We start from the raw sequence: 17,500 nt of genomic DNA, 5'->3' as shown, positions 1-17,500 counted from the left end.
CGAAGTCAGCCGATCTCGATCGTGGCAGGCCCGCTCGCGAGCCAGTCCGCGAGGCGGTCCGCCACGTCGTCGACGAGCGCACCGCGGATGGCGCATTCCCAGATCGTGGCGACGCGCCAGTCGGCGAGCAACAGCGCCTCGCGGTTCCGTCGGTCGCGCAGGACGTTAGCATCGAACTTCGCCGACCAGAATTCCGGCCGCGTGCTTGGTGTCGTGGTGAAACGACATCCGGTGTGCCGATGCCAGAAGCAGCCGTGCACCTCCACGACCGCGCGCCAGCGCGGCAATACGATGTCTGGTCGCCCGGGAAGCGAGCCGTCATGCAGCCGGAAGCGAAACCCACGGCGGTGCAGTGCGCTCCGCAGCTTGACTTCGGGCAAGGTGTCGCGCCCGCGGATCCCCGCCATCATGCGCGATCTTGTTGATGTATCGACGACATCGGCCATTTTTCGAAGGTTTCTCCTTGGCTACTCACTTGGTATGAGGGGCGATGCAGAACACTCAGTTTGATCAGATGACAGGCGCTTTCAAGGTGCTGGATCTCTTCGCAGGCCCGGGGGGGCTGGCGGAGGGGTTCGCCAGAGTCCGTCGCGGGGGACACCGAGCGTTCGACATCGCGCTATCGGTGGAAAGGGACAAGGCGGCGTTCCAGACATTGCGCCTCCGCAGCTTCGTGCGTCAGTTCGAGCGGCCGCCGCCGGCTTATTACGACCTCGTCGACGGGGCAATCGATCTCGGCGACCTTCGCGCGCGGCATCCGCTGGAGTGGCAGGCGGCTGTCGGCGAGACGCTCCGGCTGGAGCTGGCCGGCGAAGGCGCCGATGCCGTGATCGATCCCCTCGTGGACGCCATCAGGGAGGATGCTGGAGACAGGGCAGTGCTGATCGGCGGCCCTCCCTGCCAAGCCTACTCGCTAGCGGGCAGGTCCCGAAACAAGGGTATCGCCGATTACGTGCCGAGTGAGGACCATCGCCACTTCTTGTACCGGGAATACATCAGACTTCTCGGCCGCTTGCAGCCGGCCGCGTTCGTGATGGAGAACGTGAAGGGGTTCCTGTCATCAAGCGTGGAGGGCCGAGGAATTTTCGCGCAGGTGATCGCCGACCTCACCCGCTCCAGCGACAGCCTGCCTGGCTACGTGGTACTGCCGCTAGCGCCCGGCAGCCGACGCGGCGGCGCCAGGTATGTGGTGCAAGCTGAGCAGTTCGGCGTGCCCCAGCGCCGGCACCGGGTGATCCTCTTGGGAATAAGGCGCGACCTGGTGCAAGATGAAGAACAACTCGCGGAGCGCGTCCGCCGCGGCCTCGAGGAAAGACCCGCGCCTTCAGTGAGGTTGACAATCGGGTCGATGCCACCGCTGCGCAGTGGGCTTAGCCGGGTCGCGGATGACGGATCCGCATGGCGCGTCTCTGCCGCGCGTGCGCTAAGGTCCGCTGCCGAAGCCGCCTTCGCCGAGGAGGATGAGATACTCGACAAGGTCGCCACGCGCCTGTGCTCAGCAGAGGACTTTATCCTCGCGGAACCCCCACGGTCGAGGAGCAGTAACGCGCTGGCCCCCGTAGCCGACGCACGTCTGGCCGCTTGGCTGGTGGACGAAAATCTCCGATCGCTGCCCAATCACGCGAGCCGCAGCCACATGGAGGCGGACATCGCGAGATACGGCTTCGCGGCTTGCTTCGCGGCGGAGACCGGCACATCTCCGAAGGCACGTGACTTTCCCTCAGGCCTCGCGCCGGCGCATGGGAGTTGGGGCAGCGGCAATTTCGCAGATCGCTTCCGAGTGCAGTGTTGGGGAGAGCCCGCCACCACCGTGACCAGCCACATTTCCAAGGATGGGCACTATTTCATCCACCCCGATGAGACGCAGTGCCGGAGTCTGACGGTTCGTGAGGCGGCGCGCCTTCAAACCTTCCCCGACAACTATGCTTTCCTTGGCAATCGGACCCAGCAGTACGTTCAGGTCGGGAACGCCGTGCCGCCGCTGCTCGCTTTCCAAATCGCGGAGGTACTGTACGACGTGCTGGACGAGATTCTCTCGCTAACCCACCGTGATAGCGGCCCAGCGCAGTTGAAGCGTTCCGCAGCTTGACGCAGGGTTAGTGCGGGCAATGCAGTTTGGCTGAAGCTGCCTGCCCGATGCTTGGTTGTAGCCATAGGCATGTTTGTCCTGCCGACGGCGGGAAGGGGAGGGGGCGGATGCAGCACTTCAACAGGGCGGATGTCGAGGTTCCTTCGTGCCTCTCCGACGAGCGGTCGTCCAGGGCAAGGGAGGTGCTGAGGGACATCTTCACGACGGACTCGGCGCGACTCGAGCAGGAACGGGTGCGAATGTCACCCTTCGCAGTGGAGGATTCCGAGCTTGTCGACGCTGTTCGGAAGCTCTTCCGGAACAGGTGCGCTTTCTGCGAATCAGAGGTCGAAGTCGCATCGTATCGTTTCAGACCTCCCGAGGAGGCTGGACCGTCCTCGAGCGTTGCGCCCAAATTCGCGCGCTTGAGCCACCTCTATTACACTTGGCTCGTCAACGACTGGGCGAACATCTACGCCATCTGTGATGGCTGTCGACCCCTTGAGCCCTCAGTCTTCCCCATGCGGTCGCAGCGGATGCCGTTGCCGGAGCCTTCGCACGTCGAGGTCTATGCGCGGAATCGCACCGGCCTCTGGCCGTTTCCTGGAACGGAGCGCCAAGTGTTCCTCGACCCATGCGGTGACGAGAATTTCCGGCTGAACCTCGCCGCCACACTGGACGGCCGGATCATCGGTCTTTCGGAGCGGGGTGATGCGACCGTCCGCCACTTCCGTCTCGACCGCGACGATCTTGTTTCACGACGTGGCCGAAGATTCGAGCGCTACCTCGTCGAACTCCGCCAACTAGCCGAGCCTGGCTATCCTGCCGGCCCCTTTAGGTTCGCGGAAATGGAATACGGCGGTTTATGGTACCTGCTGCTGTACCAGCTTGCTAGGAGGATGGTCAGTGGCTCCTCTACCGCTCCGCGGCTGACGCCGAACACAATACGAGACTACTACGCCCAGCGCATAGGAACCGCCAATTTCAGGAAGCAGCTGGACAATGCACTGCTGTCGCTGAATGCCAATCCAGAGACGCTGCGGCGGGCCCCGAGGCGACGACGGGTAGTGATGCGCGGTAGGGCCCGTCCGGTTGCATTCGAGATTCACAACTTTAAGTCGGTGGACCGTTTGCGACTTGAGTTGCGATTGCATGGCGAACCGCCCTCACAGAAGGTGGGCGTCGCGCTCGCAACGGACGAGCTCGCTAGGCGAAAAGGTGCCGAGCTCGATGCTCCGGCATTGATGATCCTCGGCGAGAATGCGGTCGGGAAGAGCTCCATCTTGGAGGCGATCGCCTTTCTTCTGGCAGGCGACTCAGCGCGCTCCGATCTTGATATATCGTCAAGTTCGCTAATGCTGGATCCTGACTTTCTCGGAGGTACCGGCGAGCTTCGTCCCACGAAGCTTACGGCTGAGTTCGAGGACGGCAGCAGCGTCAATCTCGAAATCCGGTCCGGCGAGCTCGTGGGTGACGGCGAGGACAACGAGAGCCGGACACCGGTATTCGCCTACGGCGCGTTCAGAATTTTTGCCGACGACATCGTGGGCCAACGGGCAAGCTCCTCCGTGATCTCGATCTTCCGCCCGGAACATGTCTTGCCAAACCCGGAGAGGTGGCTGGTCTCAATCTCGGAGAAGCCTCTATTTGCGGAGGTCAGACGATCTTTGAACCAGATCCTCGCGATCGACGACGAGTATGGCGGTATCGCCGTTCAAGGTGGAAAATGCCTGCTAGTCACCAGCGGCATTGCTGACGATGGATCGCGCGTGGAGATCCGCACTCCCTTGAACCTCGTATCGTCGGGTTTCCGGTCGGTTTTGAGCATGGCCTGCCATGTTCTCCGTGGGCTTGTCGAGGCGCAAGACGCGAGCAGCGCGTCGCTCGCGAACGCTAGGGCCGTAGTTCTCATCGACGAGGTCGAAGCCCACCTTCACCCACGATGGAAGATGCGAGTTGTACGTGGTCTACGAGAAGCGCTGCCTGGCGTAACCTTTGTCATGACCACCCACGACCCTCTTTGCCTGCGCGGGCTGTCGACCAGTGAACTCGTGGTTCTTCGAAGGGTCTTCAAACGCGGTGACGCCGGGCTTCCGTCGGCGGTCGAACAGTTGGAGGATCTTCCGCCTGTCTCCGCACTTACTGTGGAGCAACTGCTTACGTCCGACTTCTTTGACCTGTTCTCCACCGACGATGTCGCCACCGAAGTGACGCTCGCGAGGGCGGGCGATCTTTTGGCGGGTGAGCCAGGCGAGGGCCCAGGCGACTTGGCCCTCGCGGACTTACGCCGTTTAGTTGGCGACCAAGTCGCAAGAGCGCTCCCGATCGGGTCTACGGAGATTGAGAGGTTGGTTCAGGAGGCAGTCGAAGATTTCCTGAGAGCTAGGGCGTCCGCTCCAGCGGCAGACAGGCGGCGTCTACGTGAGGTAACCCGTGCGAGGATCGTCGACCTACTAGGGCGTTACTGAGGTGAGGAGCGTCACGCGAGCCGGGGTCAAGGCACCGGCCAGCCTCACAGGCCCAGGAAGGGCAGGGGCGAATGAGTTGGCGCGAGCACGAACGTTCTTCGGTGGACCGATCCAGTACGATGCCAAGGGCCACAGAAAGTCTTTTGACTTCGGAGCCTACAAGGGTGACGACGTTCGGCATACGCTGCAGCTTCTGTTTCATGGCAAGTGTGCTTATTGTGAGGCCCGCTACGACGTCGTAGGCCCGGTGGATATTGAGCACTTTCGTCCGAAGGGTGAGGTGGAGGGCGAGCCCGCGCACCGAGGCTACTGGTGGCTGGCTGCTGATTGGGAGAATCTGCTGCCGAGCTGCATCGACTGCAACCGACGAAGGTTCCAGCAGACGCCGGGCGACTTGCGCAGCCTCACCGCGATGGCGAATGCCTCACGAGGGGGTGCTTATCTCAGCATCAAGACCGGCAAGGAAGCGTGCTTCCCCATAGAAGGAGTACGGGTCACTGCAGAGCCTTCTGAGCGTGACCGCGCGCGCCTTCTCGCCGCTGAGCGACCATTGCTCCTTAACCCGTGTGAGGACCTTGCGAAGGATCACCTGCGGTACTGGATTGATCGGCGCCAGCACGTTGGATTGATCCTGCCACTGGCCGCGGACGGTGCGTCCGCGGCGCTTCCGGCGCTCACCGCCGACGCTGAGGCCATCATCGCACACGCGCAGGCTGCCGAACTGAGCGTACGTGGCGCGCTGTCCATACAGGTTTTTGGGCTCAATCGACTTGCGCTCGTTCAAGAGCGCACCAGACTCCTTCGTCGGTTGGAGTTTTTGGCCTTACTCCTGATCGACGCTTCGACCCTCGCGGATGATCTAGAGGAGGCGCTTGCTCAAGGCGGCGCCTTGGCTAACCTCATGCGGGATGCGGTGGACCGGCTGAGGGCGATGGCCGACCGAATCATGGCGGAGATAACGGCGCTGGGTGAACCTAGGTCACCATTCTCCGAGCTGGTGAAGCAGTGGGCAGCAGTCTTCAGGGACGAGCTGTAGGCCGCTATCCGGTGACGTCATTTGCTGCTTGTCTTCTTTCGGCAGTCATTCCAGTAGGAGTTTGGACGAGCAGCTTGGTGCCTTTTCAGTCGGGTTTCGCCGCGACCGCCCGCCGTATAATTGGCCACTAGCATCATTGCGCCGCCGGTTCTGAGGCCGACAACCCGTCCCGCGCAGTTATCGCTAAAGCAGCTGCCTTCGAAAATCGCAGGTGCCAGCCCATTGTCCAGAGCGCGATTTATAGAATTCGATATTGTCGATTTCTTTCCATCGCCGCCCCCGAATAGACCTGTTGCGCGAATCGCAGCTAAGGCGCTATACTTTGAGTCGGAGCCGACGGCCTGGGCTGCAAGCGACCCTAAAGGCGGCAAATTCTTCACTGACGACACCTTAACGGCAACCAATCAGCCGGCGCAAGGTGGACATCAAGCGCTTGTGACCACCCGTTCAAGACGCCGGAGTGATTTGGATTTGCTATGTCTCTTCATAAGGAATGCGCAGACCATCTGCGCGAAAATCATCGTCTGTTGACGGGCGAAAAGCTGCAAGCAGGCCATGCCCACGAAATCGTAGCGGCATATTTCGGCTACGGCACCGCCGCAGCGCTTCGTTCCGAAAGCCCATATCCGCTTGGGGCCATCGGAGAGGCGGAAATTCTAATCCCCAATCTCGCCCTAATGGATCAGCGATTGCAGCAGATTCAGAACCTTCCTGCCCTATTGCCGAACGCGTACAATCTTGCTCGGCAGATATCCAATTTCCTGAAACAGCAAGGTGATTTCACGGGCGAAGTTTGGGATTCCCGAGATCTTGGGGATGAAATCAACTCTTTTGTGCAGCGCGACCCGACGATGATTGAAGATGCGTTGTCCGGGGAGATGGCTACCACGAACGCATATTTTGACGAACTCTACATCGATGAGGTCGAATGCGCCGATGGAGAGGAAGCGATGGTGGCGACCTTGTCGGGGTCGCTCAACGGCGAGAGTGATCAGGACCGGGTATTTCATGGAGATAAGATTAGCTTCACCACCGTGATGACGTTTCCGCGCCTCCCCGGCCGTGTTGCCTTTCTCAGGCCTAAACTGGAAACGTCGGGCCAAGTGGATGAGTCAATGTACTACGACGACTAGGCCGGAGGAGGCGGTCGTTACAGGCCCTTTTTGAGGCTGAGGCGGCGTTGGCAGAAAGCATGGCTTTGGACACAATTGCCCATCGGGACCTGCCGCGCCGCCTTGGCCTCATATGACAACTAGCGAGGCCAGCGGGGCTCGCCGATGGCGATGACGACCCATTCGAGCTCTTCACGCAGGTAGGTTTCCATGCTTGCGCGATAGATGTTGCGGGGTCTGCCGACTCGCGCCTTGCCGATCATCTTGGCGATGCCGCCGTTAGTCCGCGACACGCAGGAGGCAATCGCGTCGAGCCCGACCTCTTGCGCGCAGATGAGGAGAAAGCGGGCGGGCTCCCCGCATTGAACGATACGCTGATTGTTCTGAAGGCCGATCGCTTTAAGACCTCGCAACTTAACGATGTCGCGCCTCAATTGCTCCAAGTCCTGCGAAGGATTGTCGCCACGCAGATACTTGACCTCAAGAAAAATGAGGCCGGCGCGCGACCCTGTCTCGCCCGCTTTGCGCGAGATGATGAAATCGATGGTCGGCGGCGCGCCAAGGCTGGCCGGTCGGATGAGTGAATGCTGCTGGCTGACCTTCCAGCCACGGCCAGACGCGATCGCATCGATGTGCTGATAAAACAGATGCTCGTTGTAGTGCCGGCCAGCGCCGCAAGCCTGATAGTAAGTCGCCCAGCCTGCAAGTCCGTCGACCAGCCGCCGCATCAACTTCTGTTCAAGATCGTGTCTCACCATGGTGTTGAGGATACCCGTGGGTTGCCTCAAAGCAACCACCGACGTAGCGGCCCGGTTCGACAATCGCAAAACCTGTCAAAACCATCGCGTGACGAGCATTTTGGAATTAGCGCGACCTGAGATACGCCGATTGGTTGGCTACTTTGCGCGATCAGCTGTTAGTAGCTTGCGCTGAAATCTCGATTAACTAGCCACAATGTTAGCGCGCGCTGGCCATCACGCGGCTTCCCACACTTGGTTCAGTATCCTCGCCGCCAGGGCTGCCTTGTCCTGAGGCAAGAAGCGTCCGTAGTGATTGGCGACCATATCGGGTGTGTCCTGTATGGCGTAGCTCGCCTGTTCATAAGAGCCGGTCTGCTTGAGGATGTGTGTTGCGAGGACGTCGCGGACATTGTGCGGACCATGTGGGAGCAGGCCAGCTATCGCGCCGCGTTTGGTATAGGGATTATATATCCCATAGCGCTGGATGATCAGTCGCCATGCTTCGTAGAAATTGTTCTGGTCGTAAGCTGCATCCCTACTTGTCGCCTTCACCGTCTTGACGAAGAACGTTCCTGGGTCGTCAGCATCCGCCATCAGGATACGTCGGTGGCGATCGACATAGGCCTCGATATGATCGTAAAGCCCGCCAAGATTTGGCAGGACCAGCCGAAAGGGCTTGCTTCCGAAAAAGGATGAGTTTGCGTTCTTGAACGCTACCGATGGGATGAGAACCTCCCAGCCATGATCTCGTTCGCTCCAGCGTATTTCCCCCCGCTTCATATCCGCAAGCTGACGTTCGGAGCGCGGCAAATGCCCGCGCTTGCAAACCATCAACTGCCGCAGATTCTTCTGTCTGAGGCCGAGGTGAAGTCCTAGGCGCAACATCAAGAACGATCGTATGGATTCTGCTGCCGCGCGACGATAAATCCGTTCATCGGGCATTAGCTTCAGAATCTCCTCGGTAATTTTGCGATATTCACCAACGGGGCTGTCAGCTTCCAGGACGGCCAAGATCGGTTCGAACGGGTCCCGATGGACACGAGCAACGCGCTGGATTTCCTTCGCACGGGAGGTCGCGTGTTTGAAGTAAACGTCACAAGCGTGATCCCAGTCCCCTAGAGCTTGATCGATGTCTTGTTGTGAGATCAAGCCGGGGACCGGCCGAACCCTCGCGCCCAACTTCGGATGTTGCCGCAGCCAGCCCGTGTCCCTACGGGTCAGGGCGAGCGAAATGCGAAGCATATCCACCTCCCAGCTCGTATAGAAACCGCGCCGCCGCTCTCTCCATTGCAAGTACCAGTCCCAGACCGACGGGAAGACCAGCATGCCGAATGAAAGGTGCTGATAGGGGATGCCATACCCGCGCACCGGTCCCTTTGGATGGGCTGCAAGGGCGCCGAACATCAGCCCGAGGTGCTCAATCTTCTGGGATGTCGTCTCCTCTCCCCAGACCCCCTGACGCTGAAGGCCAAAGGCCGTTAGCGTAGCGGTCTTAAAACGGATGAGTTCCGCCATTTCGACGGCAAGCGTGGGCGGAGCATCAATCACGCCAGAAAATACATCCGGATCAGTGAACGACCCCTGACCGTGCTCGCTAGTGTGGAGGTCGTCCGCATCATCTGGCTCGGCCAACTCAGTTCTGCCATAGGAAACACCAGGGAACCGGATAGCGTAGCGCTGTTTCATCGCCGCCCGTTGGAAACGTCGATAGTCGGTTGAACCAGCAATGATCACACGCCGAACCCATTCTAGGATTTCTTCTTGTTCGGAAGCCGGACGGGAATTGAAGTCGTCGGGGAGATGCCACGCAAGACGGCGGCGTTCTGCCGTCCCTACGTCGTCGAGAATATGCCCGGATGCCGACCGTGCTCGATGCGGAAGCTTCCCCTTGAAATACCCTTCTGGAAGCCGATACCGCCGCTCAATGCGGGCCAGAAACTCGATGCTCGCCACGCTGCGCGGCACTTTGTTTCCCGCTAGCCAATGTCGGATCGTGGAGCGATCGAAGGTCTCATCGTCTTTGACGATCGCACGGTGCAAATGCCAGCAGCTGTCGCCATGACGCAGCATCTGCAGTTCCAGAGCTTCTCGGAACGATTCAGGGTCAACCCATGCTGAGGACCTCGGAGCTGGAAACTCTTCTATCTCGCGCGGCCTGACACCAGGTTTCCGATGCTCGGACTGCCGAGACGGATTGGTTTGTGCCGGCTGAACCGGCCTCGTCTTTGCCTTCGGGACTTTCGACAAACTCCGCGGCACTCTTTCGATGATCGTCGGCCGAATGGGCCGCTGAATTGGCGTTTTCTGACCCTGGGGGAGATCGCGAAGTGCTCGAACAATAGCATCAAGCGCCGTTTCAATGACCTTTCTTGCCACGCCGACTTGTTCAATTGGGATCCCGCACTGATGGGCTATCGCCAGCCAGTCGTATCCTCGGCTTAGGGTCGGTGGACGCGTGCGTGCGTTGAATAGATCGACCAAATACAATCGAACCCGTTCTGCATCATGGGGAGGCAGCACGGGCGCAACGCGGACTTGGCAAAAGTCCGACAGTTTTCGGACCATCACCTTTGTATTTAAGGTTTTCGACATATCGAGTCAGGAAGCAAGGCAAGGGCATGAGTGCAGGCCAGCGGTCTATTAGACGATTCGCTGATCGCGCGAATCCGTTTCTCAACTGCGGATATGAGATCCACAAGCTGGGATGCCTAATGCGCGAGAGCGGCTTCTTGCTAGCAACAGGTTGACTAAAAGGAGCTCAGTGACGGCCCCCGGCGGCAGAAATCCCATCTCGCCGTTTAATTAGCCACAATGTTAGCAGATTGTGGCCACCGGCCGCCGCCACTTCCAGCGCCCGCTTGGCCGTCTCCTGGCCCTTGATGTCGGCAAGGTCGGGCAGGTCGCGCGCCGCGGCATGGATGCCGGCTTCGGGGCGCGACAGCACCTGCGTGCCACGGAAATGGTTGGCGATGGCGATCAGGCTGCGCGGCGCCAGAATGTCGAAATCCTTGCCGGCCCAGGCCGCTTCCGGGCCGCAGGCGAATGGGCAGATCAGACCCTTGCCCTCGGCATTGGCGCCGATCGCCGCCGGTAAGGCACCGGCGACGGCGGCAATGGTGCCGTCGAGCGAGAGTTCGCCAAGCACGACATAACCGGCCAGCATGTCGCCCGGAATGGCACCAAGGGCGGCCATCAGGCCAAGCGCGATCGGCAGATCGTAATGGCTGCCTTCCTTGGGCAAATCGGCGGGCGCCAGATTGACCGTCACTTTCTTCGACGGCATCGACAGGCCGGAGGCATGGAGCGCGGCCTGCACGCGTTCGCGGCTTTCGGCCACCGCCTTGTCGGGCAGGCCGACGATCTGCATGCCGACTTTGCCGGGCGCGATCATCACCTGCACGTCGACCGGCACGGCCTCGATGCCCTGGAAAGCGACCGTGCGAACCCGCGCCACCATTTTGTTTCAACCCCCGGATGCCGGTTCGTCCACGGCCGTTGCGACCGGGCCGTGAACGATGCCACCTTAGACAACCACAGATTTTCGGGTTAATCAAGAACAATACGGGAACATAGGCGGACCCGTTGGCAGGGAAACGGTCTGCCCCTTCTCGGTGCTGGCTTGTTGGTTTACCTCTCTGTGACTACATTGGTTACACAACTTTGGACGCTGCCATGAACTCCCGCCTTGCTGTCGCCACGCATATCCTGACCTTCATCGAGACCCTGGCCGGTGAGCCCGCGACGTCCGAGGTGATCGCCTCGAGTGTGAACACCAATCCCACACTGATCCGCCGCCTCCTGTCGCAACTCGCCAAGGCGGGTCTGACGACGTCGCAGATGGGAAGTGGGGGCGGGGCTCTGCTCGCGCGGCCTGCCGACCAGATCACGCTTCGCGACGTTTACAGCGCCATCGACGATGACGGCGAAGTCTTTGCCTTGCACGATCAGCCAAACCCGCAATGCCCTGTTGGCCGCAACATCAATGCGGTTCTGAAGACGCGTATCGCCGCTGCCCAGCAGGCGCTGCGCGATCAGCTTGCCCAAACCACGATAGCCGACATGGCGCATGATGTGGCGGCGCAAAACCGGCTGGCTGCCAAGGCCTAGACCGGTTGCCCAAAATGTTGCTTCCAGCCTCTTTACAGAGAAGTGTGACTAGAATAGATACATACTTATCTGTAACAGAGATGGATACATATATGCGTCCGTTCTATCGTTCCATCGGCTTTGCCCTTGCGGCTTCACTGCTGCCCGTCGCGCCCGTCGTGTTCTCCACCCCGGCCGCTTACGCTCACACGGAGGATCAAAAATTGACCATTCAAGAACAGCAGGTCGTCGATCTGCTCAAGGCCATCGAGACCGGCGCCGCCGAACCTGTTGGTGTCATCAACACCAGCAGCTACACCCAGCACAATCTGGCCATCGCGGATGGCATCGCCGGCCTCGGTGCAGCGCTGGCGGCACTTCCACCGGGCTCGGCCAAGGTCAACACCGTGCGCGTATTCCAGGACGGCGACTTTGTGTTTGCCCACACCGACTACAACTTCTTCGGCCCCAAAATCGGCTTCGACATCTTCCGCTTCAAGGATGGCAAGATCGTCGAGCATTGGGACAATCTGCAGAAGACGGCCGGCCCCAATCCGAGCGGTCATACGATGACGGACGGCCCGACCGCAGCCGCCGACATCGAACGGACCGGGGCCAACAAGACCCTGGTGCGTGCGTTTGTCGACGACATCCTCGTCAATGGCCGCATGGAAAAGCTGGCCGGTTATGTCGATGGCGACAACTATCTGCAGCACAACCCGCAGATTGGTGATGGCCTGTCCGGCCTGGGCGCCGCGCTGAAGGCTATGGCCGCCAATGGCATCACCATGAAGTACGACACCATCCACTTGGTGCTGGGCGAGGGCAACTTTGTGCTGACCGTAGCCGAGGGCACTTTCGGTGGCGCGCCGACATCCTTCTATGACCTGTTCCGCGTCGAGAACGACAAGATTGCCGAGCATTGGGATACGATCGAAACCATCCCGGCGAAGGCGGAGTGGAAGAACCAGAACGGCAAGTTCGGCTTCTGACCAAAGTGGGGCGCCGAACGGCGCCCCCATTCTCCCGGAGCAAGCCATGACGACCGGTCCCGTCTTTGAGGTCGTGACCCTGACGATCAGGGACGGCGTATCTGTCGAGGAATTCGCCGCGCTTGACCAGGCCGTCGAACGTGAACACGTCGCGCTACAGCCGGGGTTTGTTTCGCGGCAATCCGAGGCTGGGCACAACGGGACCTGGCGCGTTGTGGTGCAATGGGCCAGCGTTGCGGATGCAGAGGCATCCATGGCCTCTTTTTCCAACGCATCCGCGGCTTCCGCCTTCATGGCTGCCATAAAGCCCGGCAGCATGGTGATGACGCGCTCAGGCGGCGGCGGGCCTCGCTCCTAGCGGATGCTGCCGTAGGCGCATGGGTTCTGGCCAGGCGGCCGATATCCGCGAGCACGGGCCGCAAGACGCCTTCGATCAAATCAGGAACGTTGAACGAACATGCGACCGCTTGGGTTGCAGCTGGATTGCGTCCGGTTGCGGAAACGGAACATGGTTAATACGAAATGAAAACGGGCTACTTCCGCTTGCCCTCGACCGCATCCCAGAACAGGCTGGCGATGTCGGCGCCACCAAAGCGCTGCACTTCGCGCACGCCGGTCGGTGACGTCACGTTGATCTCGGTCATGTAGTCGCCGATGACGTCGATGCCGACCAGAATGAAGCCGCGCTCCCTGAGCGACGGCCCGATGCGGGCGCAGATCTCGCGCTCGCGTTCTGTCAGCTCGGTCTTTTCGGCGCGGCCGCCGACATGCATGTTGGAGCGGGAATCGTGCTCGGCCGGCACCCGGTTGATGGCGCCGACCGGTTCGCCGTCGATCAGGATGATGCGCTTGTCGCCCTTGCGCACATCCTTCAGGTAACGCTGCACGATGTAGGGCTCGCGGAACAGCTGGCCGAACATTTCGAGCAGCGAGGCGAGGTTGCGGTCGGCCTCATGCAGATGGAAGATGCCGGCGCCGCCATTGCCGTAGAGCGGTTTGACGATGATGTCGCCGAATTCCTTGCGGAAGGCGGCAACTTCCAGCGGATCCTTGGTGATCAGCGTGTCCGGCATCAAATCGGCAAACTCGGTGACGAAGATCTTCTCCGGGCTGTTGCGCACCCAGGCCGGATCGTTGACGACCAGGGTCTTCGGGTGGATGCGCTCGAGGATGTGCGTGGTGGTGATGTAGTTCATGTCGAAGGGCGGATCCTGGCGCAGCAGGACGACGTCCAGCTCGGACAGGTCGGTGCGCACCTTCTCGCCCAGCGAATAGTGGTTGCCCTTGTCGTCGCGCACCTGCATCTCCTCGATGCGGGCGAACACCTTGCCGTCGCGCAGCGACAGCCGGTCGGGCGTGTAGTGGAACAATTGATGGCCGCGCCGCTGCGCTTCCAGCGACAGCGCGAACGAGGTGTCGCCGGCGATCGACACGGTGGAGATATGGTCCATCTGGACGGCGATTTTCAACTTCATGGCGGATCCCCAGCGCAGTCGACGAGAGAGCGATATAAGGGTCGGCGCGCCTTCTGCCAATCGGGCAACGCCGCTAACGGTCGAAGACCAGTCTGGAATAACCGAGGAAGGACAGCGCCATGGCAACCAGCGAGGCGACGGCAAGCGCGGCCAGAGGCGGGGCCGCGGGCACCGCGAACAGGATGCAGGAGTAGACCAGATAGTTGACGACGCTGGTGGCGATGCCGACGCCGCTATAGCGGGCGCCCTCCTCTGCCACGCCACGGCGCGAGGGCGAGAAGGTCAGATACCGGTTGATCTGCCAGGTGACGCAGAGCGCGAAGCCGATCGACAGCATGCGGGCGACGAACGGCCCGAGCGGCGTGATGGCCAGCAGCAGCCAGAGCACTGCCGCGTCGGCGGCGAAACCAATGCCGCCGGCGAAGACAAACCGGACAAGGCGTTGCATCGTTCAGGCCGCGCGCGGGGTCTTGCCCGGTTGCGGCTTCCGCACCACCTCGGTGGCGCTGCGCTCGACACGGCCGGAAGGCATGGAGAGGTAGAAAATACGCTTCTGTTCGGCGCGCCCGCGCGAGACGGAATCGAGGATCAGTCCGGTCACCGCCGCCAGCATCGACAAGAGCAGCAGGCCGACCGACAGCACCCAGGTCGGCATGCGCGGCACGAGGCCGGTTTCGGCGAATTCGACCAGCACCGGCGCCATCAGGAACAGGCTCGAGGCGAGGAAGAACAGCGAAAAGGCGCCGAAGAAGCGCAGCGGCTGCGTCTCCTTCACCAGCATGGCGAACATCCAGAGAATTTTGGCGCCGTCGCGGAAGGTCGACAGCTTCGACGACGAGCCCTCCGGACGACGGCCATAGTCGAGCGCGATCTCGCTGACCGGCAATTTGAGCTGCGAAGCATGCACCGACATTTCGGTCTCGATCTCGAAGCCCCCGGAGACGGCGGGAAAGCTCTTGACGAAGCGCCGGGTGAAGACGCGGTAGCCGGAGAAGATGTCGCTGAAATCGCTGCCGAACAGCCATTGGTAGAGACTGTTGAAGGCACGGTTGCCGAAGGCATGGCCGGCCCGGCCGGCATCGTCGGTGACGCCGCGCCTGGTGCCCACCACCATGTCGCTTCGCTCGGTCAGCAGCGTGTTGATCAGCTGCGGCGCGTCCTCGGGCGCGTAGGTGCCGTCGCCATCGGCCATCAAATAGATGTCGGCGTCGATGTCGGCGAACATCCGCCGCACCACATTGCCCTTGCCCTGGCGCGGCTCGCGCACGACGATGGCGCCGGCCGCGCGGGCGCGGAGCGCCGTCAGATCCTTCGAATTGTTGTCATAGACATAGATCGTGGCGGCCGGCAGCGTCTCGCGGAACCGCCGCACCACCTCGGCGATGGTCAGCTCCTCATTGTAGCAAGGCAGGAGGACGGCGATGACAGGGTCTTGCGGCATTTTCGTCTCCGAATGCCTTGTCGACCATACGGTCGCGCGCCGGAAACCGGCCTCGTTCAGGCGGTTTTACTATTTATTGAAGCCGTTAAGGCTAGGTTTAAGGCCGACTTCATGAGTGTCGATTGGCTTGGAAAGGCCCGGCATTCCCGCCAGGGGCGATCGGGATGGGCACAGCAACGGGAACTTCCACGGGGAAGTCCGATATCGCGTTCGCGCTGCTTGCCGCCTTGCTGCTGCTGGCGCTCAATGCCTATGCCGGGTTCGCGCAACTGGCCAATCCGGCCGGTGACAATGACAGCCTGCTGCAACTGGTCGAAGTCCGCGACCTCATGGCCGGCCAGGGCTGGTTCGACCTGCACCAGTACAGGATGGGGCTGGAAGGCGGCTTCGTCATGCACTGGTCGCGGCTGCTCGACGCGCCGCTGGCGCTTGCCATCCTTGCCGGTTCGACCCTCACAGGCAGCACTGCCCTGTCCGAACAGATCGTGCAGATACTCTGGCCCACCCTGCAGTTCTTTCTCGCCATCTTCTTCATCATCCGCGCCGCGCGCGCTTCCGCCGGCCCGCATGCGGTGCTGCCCGCTGCCGTCGTCGGCGGGGCGGCCTTGTACTATATCGGCATCTTTTCGCCCGGTGCGCTCGATCACCACAATGTTCAGCTGATGCTGACGCTGGCGAGCCTCGTTCTGCTGCTCGAGGCGCCCACGCGCCGGCTGGCGGCCCTTGTCGCCGGCATTTGTGCCACCCTGACCTTGGCCATCGGCATGGAAAGCGCTCCCTATGCCGGCGCCCTCGGCGCCGTCGTCGCGCTGCTGTTCCTCGTCAAGGGTGACGGCGAAAGGCTGATCGCCAGGGATTTCGGCCTCGGCGTCGCCGGGGTCTCGGCTCTCGTCTTCGTCACCACCGTCCCCGTCTCATCCTGGGGCCAGGCCCAGTGCGACACATTCTCGGTCGTGCAGTTCGCGGTTACCGGGCTTGCCGGCGCCGGTCTGGCGGTCATCGCCTCCTTGAGGGCCGCCCATGCCACGGCCACCCGGCGCCTAATGGCGCTTGGCCTGCTTGCCGCCGCGCTCGCCCTCGTCGTCGCGTTGCTGTTCCCGCAATGCCTGGCGGCACCCTATGCCCATCTCGACCCGCGCCTGCAGCAGATGTGGCTCGGCTATATCGAAGAGGCGCAGTCGATCGTCCAGCTCGTTTCCGATGACCCGGCAAGGGCGGTGGCGCGCTTTGCCACGCCGCTGGTGGCGATCGTGCTGATGGCGCTTCACTTCAGCCGTGGCGGCTGGCGGCGGCAGGACAGCCCCGTCGGCGCGCTGCTGGTGGTCGCGGTCCTGGTCAGCGCCTGGGAAGTGCGCGGCTCGACCTTCTCCATCGCCTTCGCGGTGATCCCGCTTTCGGCCTGGATCGCCAAATGGCGGCAGCGGGCCGAGGCCAACCCATCCAGCGGCTCGGTGCTCAGGATGGCCGCGGCCTGGGTGATCTCGGTCAATGCAATCTGGTCGGGCGCCGCTCAAGCCGCATCGAACGCTTTCGAAACCGGCACACCTGCCAAGGACGCCGGCATCGATGCGCCTTGCAACAGCAAGGCTTCGTTCGCGGCACTTGGCGCGATGGCCCCCACCACGGTGCTTGCCATCTCCAATCTCGGCTCGCCGATCCTCGCTTTCACCGGCCATCGCGTGTTCGCCGGCCCCTACCATCGCAACGTCACCGGAAACCTGCTGGTGTTCGATGCCTTGCTGGGCTCGGCCGCCGACGCCAAAGCCATCGTCCAAAGCCACCATGTCGGCCTTGTCGCGCTTTGCCGCGGCAACACCGAAAGCCGGCTGTTCGCGGCCAAGGCGCCGGACGGTTTTCTCGCCGGGCTGATGCGCGGCAGCGTACCCGATTGGCTGGAGCCGGTGGCGGAGACGCGCGGCGCCCCGCTCGAGCTCTATCGGGTCCGGCCAAACGGCTGAAGATCGGTCTGAAAACAAGGGGTTGACCCCAGTCGCATCGACCTTCCCCAAGGCAATGCATTTTACCCGCGAATAATCGATTTGGGGATACGTTTCCTAAAGGGTTTGCTGCCAGTCTGGAAAG

14 protein-coding genes and 1 pseudogene are annotated in these 17,500 nt (G+C 61.6%); 8 read left to right on the top strand and 7 right to left on the bottom strand.

All coding sequences use genetic code 11. The features are described from left to right. Positions 1–5 precede the first annotated feature (5 nt). The gene (locus tag AC04SF_RS14490; RefSeq protein ID WP_488478354.1) at positions 6–446 is read right to left on the bottom strand and encodes a very short patch repair endonuclease; all 441 of its coding nucleotides are present in this window, start codon (positions 444–446) and stop codon (positions 6–8) included. A 44-nt stretch (positions 447–490) separates the two neighbouring features. On the opposite strand from AC04SF_RS14490, the gene AC04SF_RS14485 reads away from it, so the two are divergent. From AC04SF_RS14485 to AC04SF_RS14470, 4 genes are all read left to right on the top strand, one after another. Beyond that, complete coding sequence (locus AC04SF_RS14485) at positions 491–2,089, top strand: DNA cytosine methyltransferase (protein ID WP_488478353.1); 1,599 nt, start codon at positions 491–493, stop codon at positions 2,087–2,089. A gap of 107 nt (positions 2,090–2,196) precedes the next feature. After that, positions 2,197–4,536 (top strand): AAA family ATPase, encoded by a 2,340-nt coding sequence (locus tag AC04SF_RS14480; protein WP_488478352.1) that lies wholly within the window; start codon positions 2,197–2,199, stop codon positions 4,534–4,536. A 76-nt stretch (positions 4,537–4,612) separates the two neighbouring features. Further along, positions 4,613–5,572, top strand: a complete 960-nt coding sequence (locus AC04SF_RS14475; protein ID WP_488478351.1) for an HNH endonuclease family protein — start codon at positions 4,613–4,615, stop codon at positions 5,570–5,572. A 476-nt stretch (positions 5,573–6,048) separates the two neighbouring features. After that, positions 6,049–6,705, top strand: a complete 657-nt coding sequence (locus tag AC04SF_RS14470; RefSeq protein WP_488478350.1) for a hypothetical protein — start codon at positions 6,049–6,051, stop codon at positions 6,703–6,705. 119 nt (positions 6,706–6,824) lie between these two features. On the opposite strand, the gene AC04SF_RS14465 is transcribed toward AC04SF_RS14470, so the two are convergent. The 3 genes and pseudogenes from AC04SF_RS14465 to AC04SF_RS14455 all read right to left on the bottom strand — a co-directional run. Continuing rightward, positions 6,825–7,505 carry a hypothetical protein gene (locus tag AC04SF_RS14465; RefSeq protein ID WP_488478349.1) on the bottom strand — a complete coding sequence of 227 codons (681 nt, stop codon included), beginning with the start codon at positions 7,503–7,505 and terminating at the stop codon, positions 6,825–6,827. A 153-nt stretch (positions 7,506–7,658) separates the two neighbouring features. Further along, a complete protein-coding gene (locus tag AC04SF_RS14460; RefSeq protein WP_488478348.1) occupies positions 7,659–10,016 on the bottom strand; it encodes a hypothetical protein in 2,358 nt (785 codons plus the stop codon). A gap of 223 nt (positions 10,017–10,239) precedes the next feature. Continuing rightward, positions 10,240–10,881, bottom strand: a pseudogene (locus AC04SF_RS14455) (magnesium chelatase domain-containing protein); the annotation flags it as partial. 215 nt (positions 10,882–11,096) lie between these two features. Between AC04SF_RS14455 and AC04SF_RS14450 the strand changes: the two are divergent. The 3 genes from AC04SF_RS14450 (at position 11,097) to AC04SF_RS14440 (ending at position 12,860) form a co-directional block, all read left to right on the top strand. Next, a complete protein-coding gene (locus tag AC04SF_RS14450; protein ID WP_488478347.1) occupies positions 11,097–11,531 on the top strand; it encodes an Rrf2 family transcriptional regulator in 435 nt (144 codons plus the stop codon). A 203-nt stretch (positions 11,532–11,734) separates the two neighbouring features. Further along, the gene (locus AC04SF_RS14445) at positions 11,735–12,502 is read left to right on the top strand and encodes a nuclear transport factor 2 family protein (protein ID WP_488478346.1); all 768 of its coding nucleotides are present in this window, start codon (positions 11,735–11,737) and stop codon (positions 12,500–12,502) included. Between the two features lie 46 nt (positions 12,503–12,548). Continuing rightward, positions 12,549–12,860: a hypothetical protein gene (locus AC04SF_RS14440; RefSeq protein WP_488478345.1), complete on the top strand. Its 312-nt coding sequence runs from the start codon at positions 12,549–12,551 to the stop codon at positions 12,858–12,860. A gap of 175 nt (positions 12,861–13,035) precedes the next feature. On the opposite strand, the gene gshB is transcribed toward AC04SF_RS14440, so the two are convergent. From gshB to AC04SF_RS14425, 3 genes are all read right to left on the bottom strand, one after another. Then, positions 13,036–13,977 (bottom strand): glutathione synthase, encoded by a 942-nt coding sequence (gene gshB, locus AC04SF_RS14435; RefSeq protein ID WP_488478344.1) that lies wholly within the window; start codon positions 13,975–13,977, stop codon positions 13,036–13,038. Positions 13,978–14,050: 73 nt separating this feature from the next. After that, on the bottom strand, positions 14,051–14,425 hold the full coding sequence (locus tag AC04SF_RS14430) for a GtrA family protein (RefSeq protein WP_488478343.1): 375 nt from the start codon (positions 14,423–14,425) through the stop codon (positions 14,051–14,053). A gap of 3 nt (positions 14,426–14,428) precedes the next feature. Further along, positions 14,429–15,418: a glycosyltransferase gene (locus AC04SF_RS14425; protein ID WP_488478342.1), complete on the bottom strand. Its 990-nt coding sequence runs from the start codon at positions 15,416–15,418 to the stop codon at positions 14,429–14,431. Positions 15,419–15,582: 164 nt separating this feature from the next. Here AC04SF_RS14425 and AC04SF_RS14420 point away from each other — a divergent pair, with 164 nt between their 5' ends. Beyond that, positions 15,583–17,376 (top strand): GtrA family protein, encoded by a 1,794-nt coding sequence (locus AC04SF_RS14420; RefSeq protein WP_488478341.1) that lies wholly within the window; start codon positions 15,583–15,585, stop codon positions 17,374–17,376. Positions 17,377–17,500 lie beyond the last annotated feature (124 nt).

Source organism: Mesorhizobium sp. CNPSo 4671, assembly GCF_057784245.1.
This window is presented reverse-complemented; position numbering and strand designations above follow the sequence as displayed.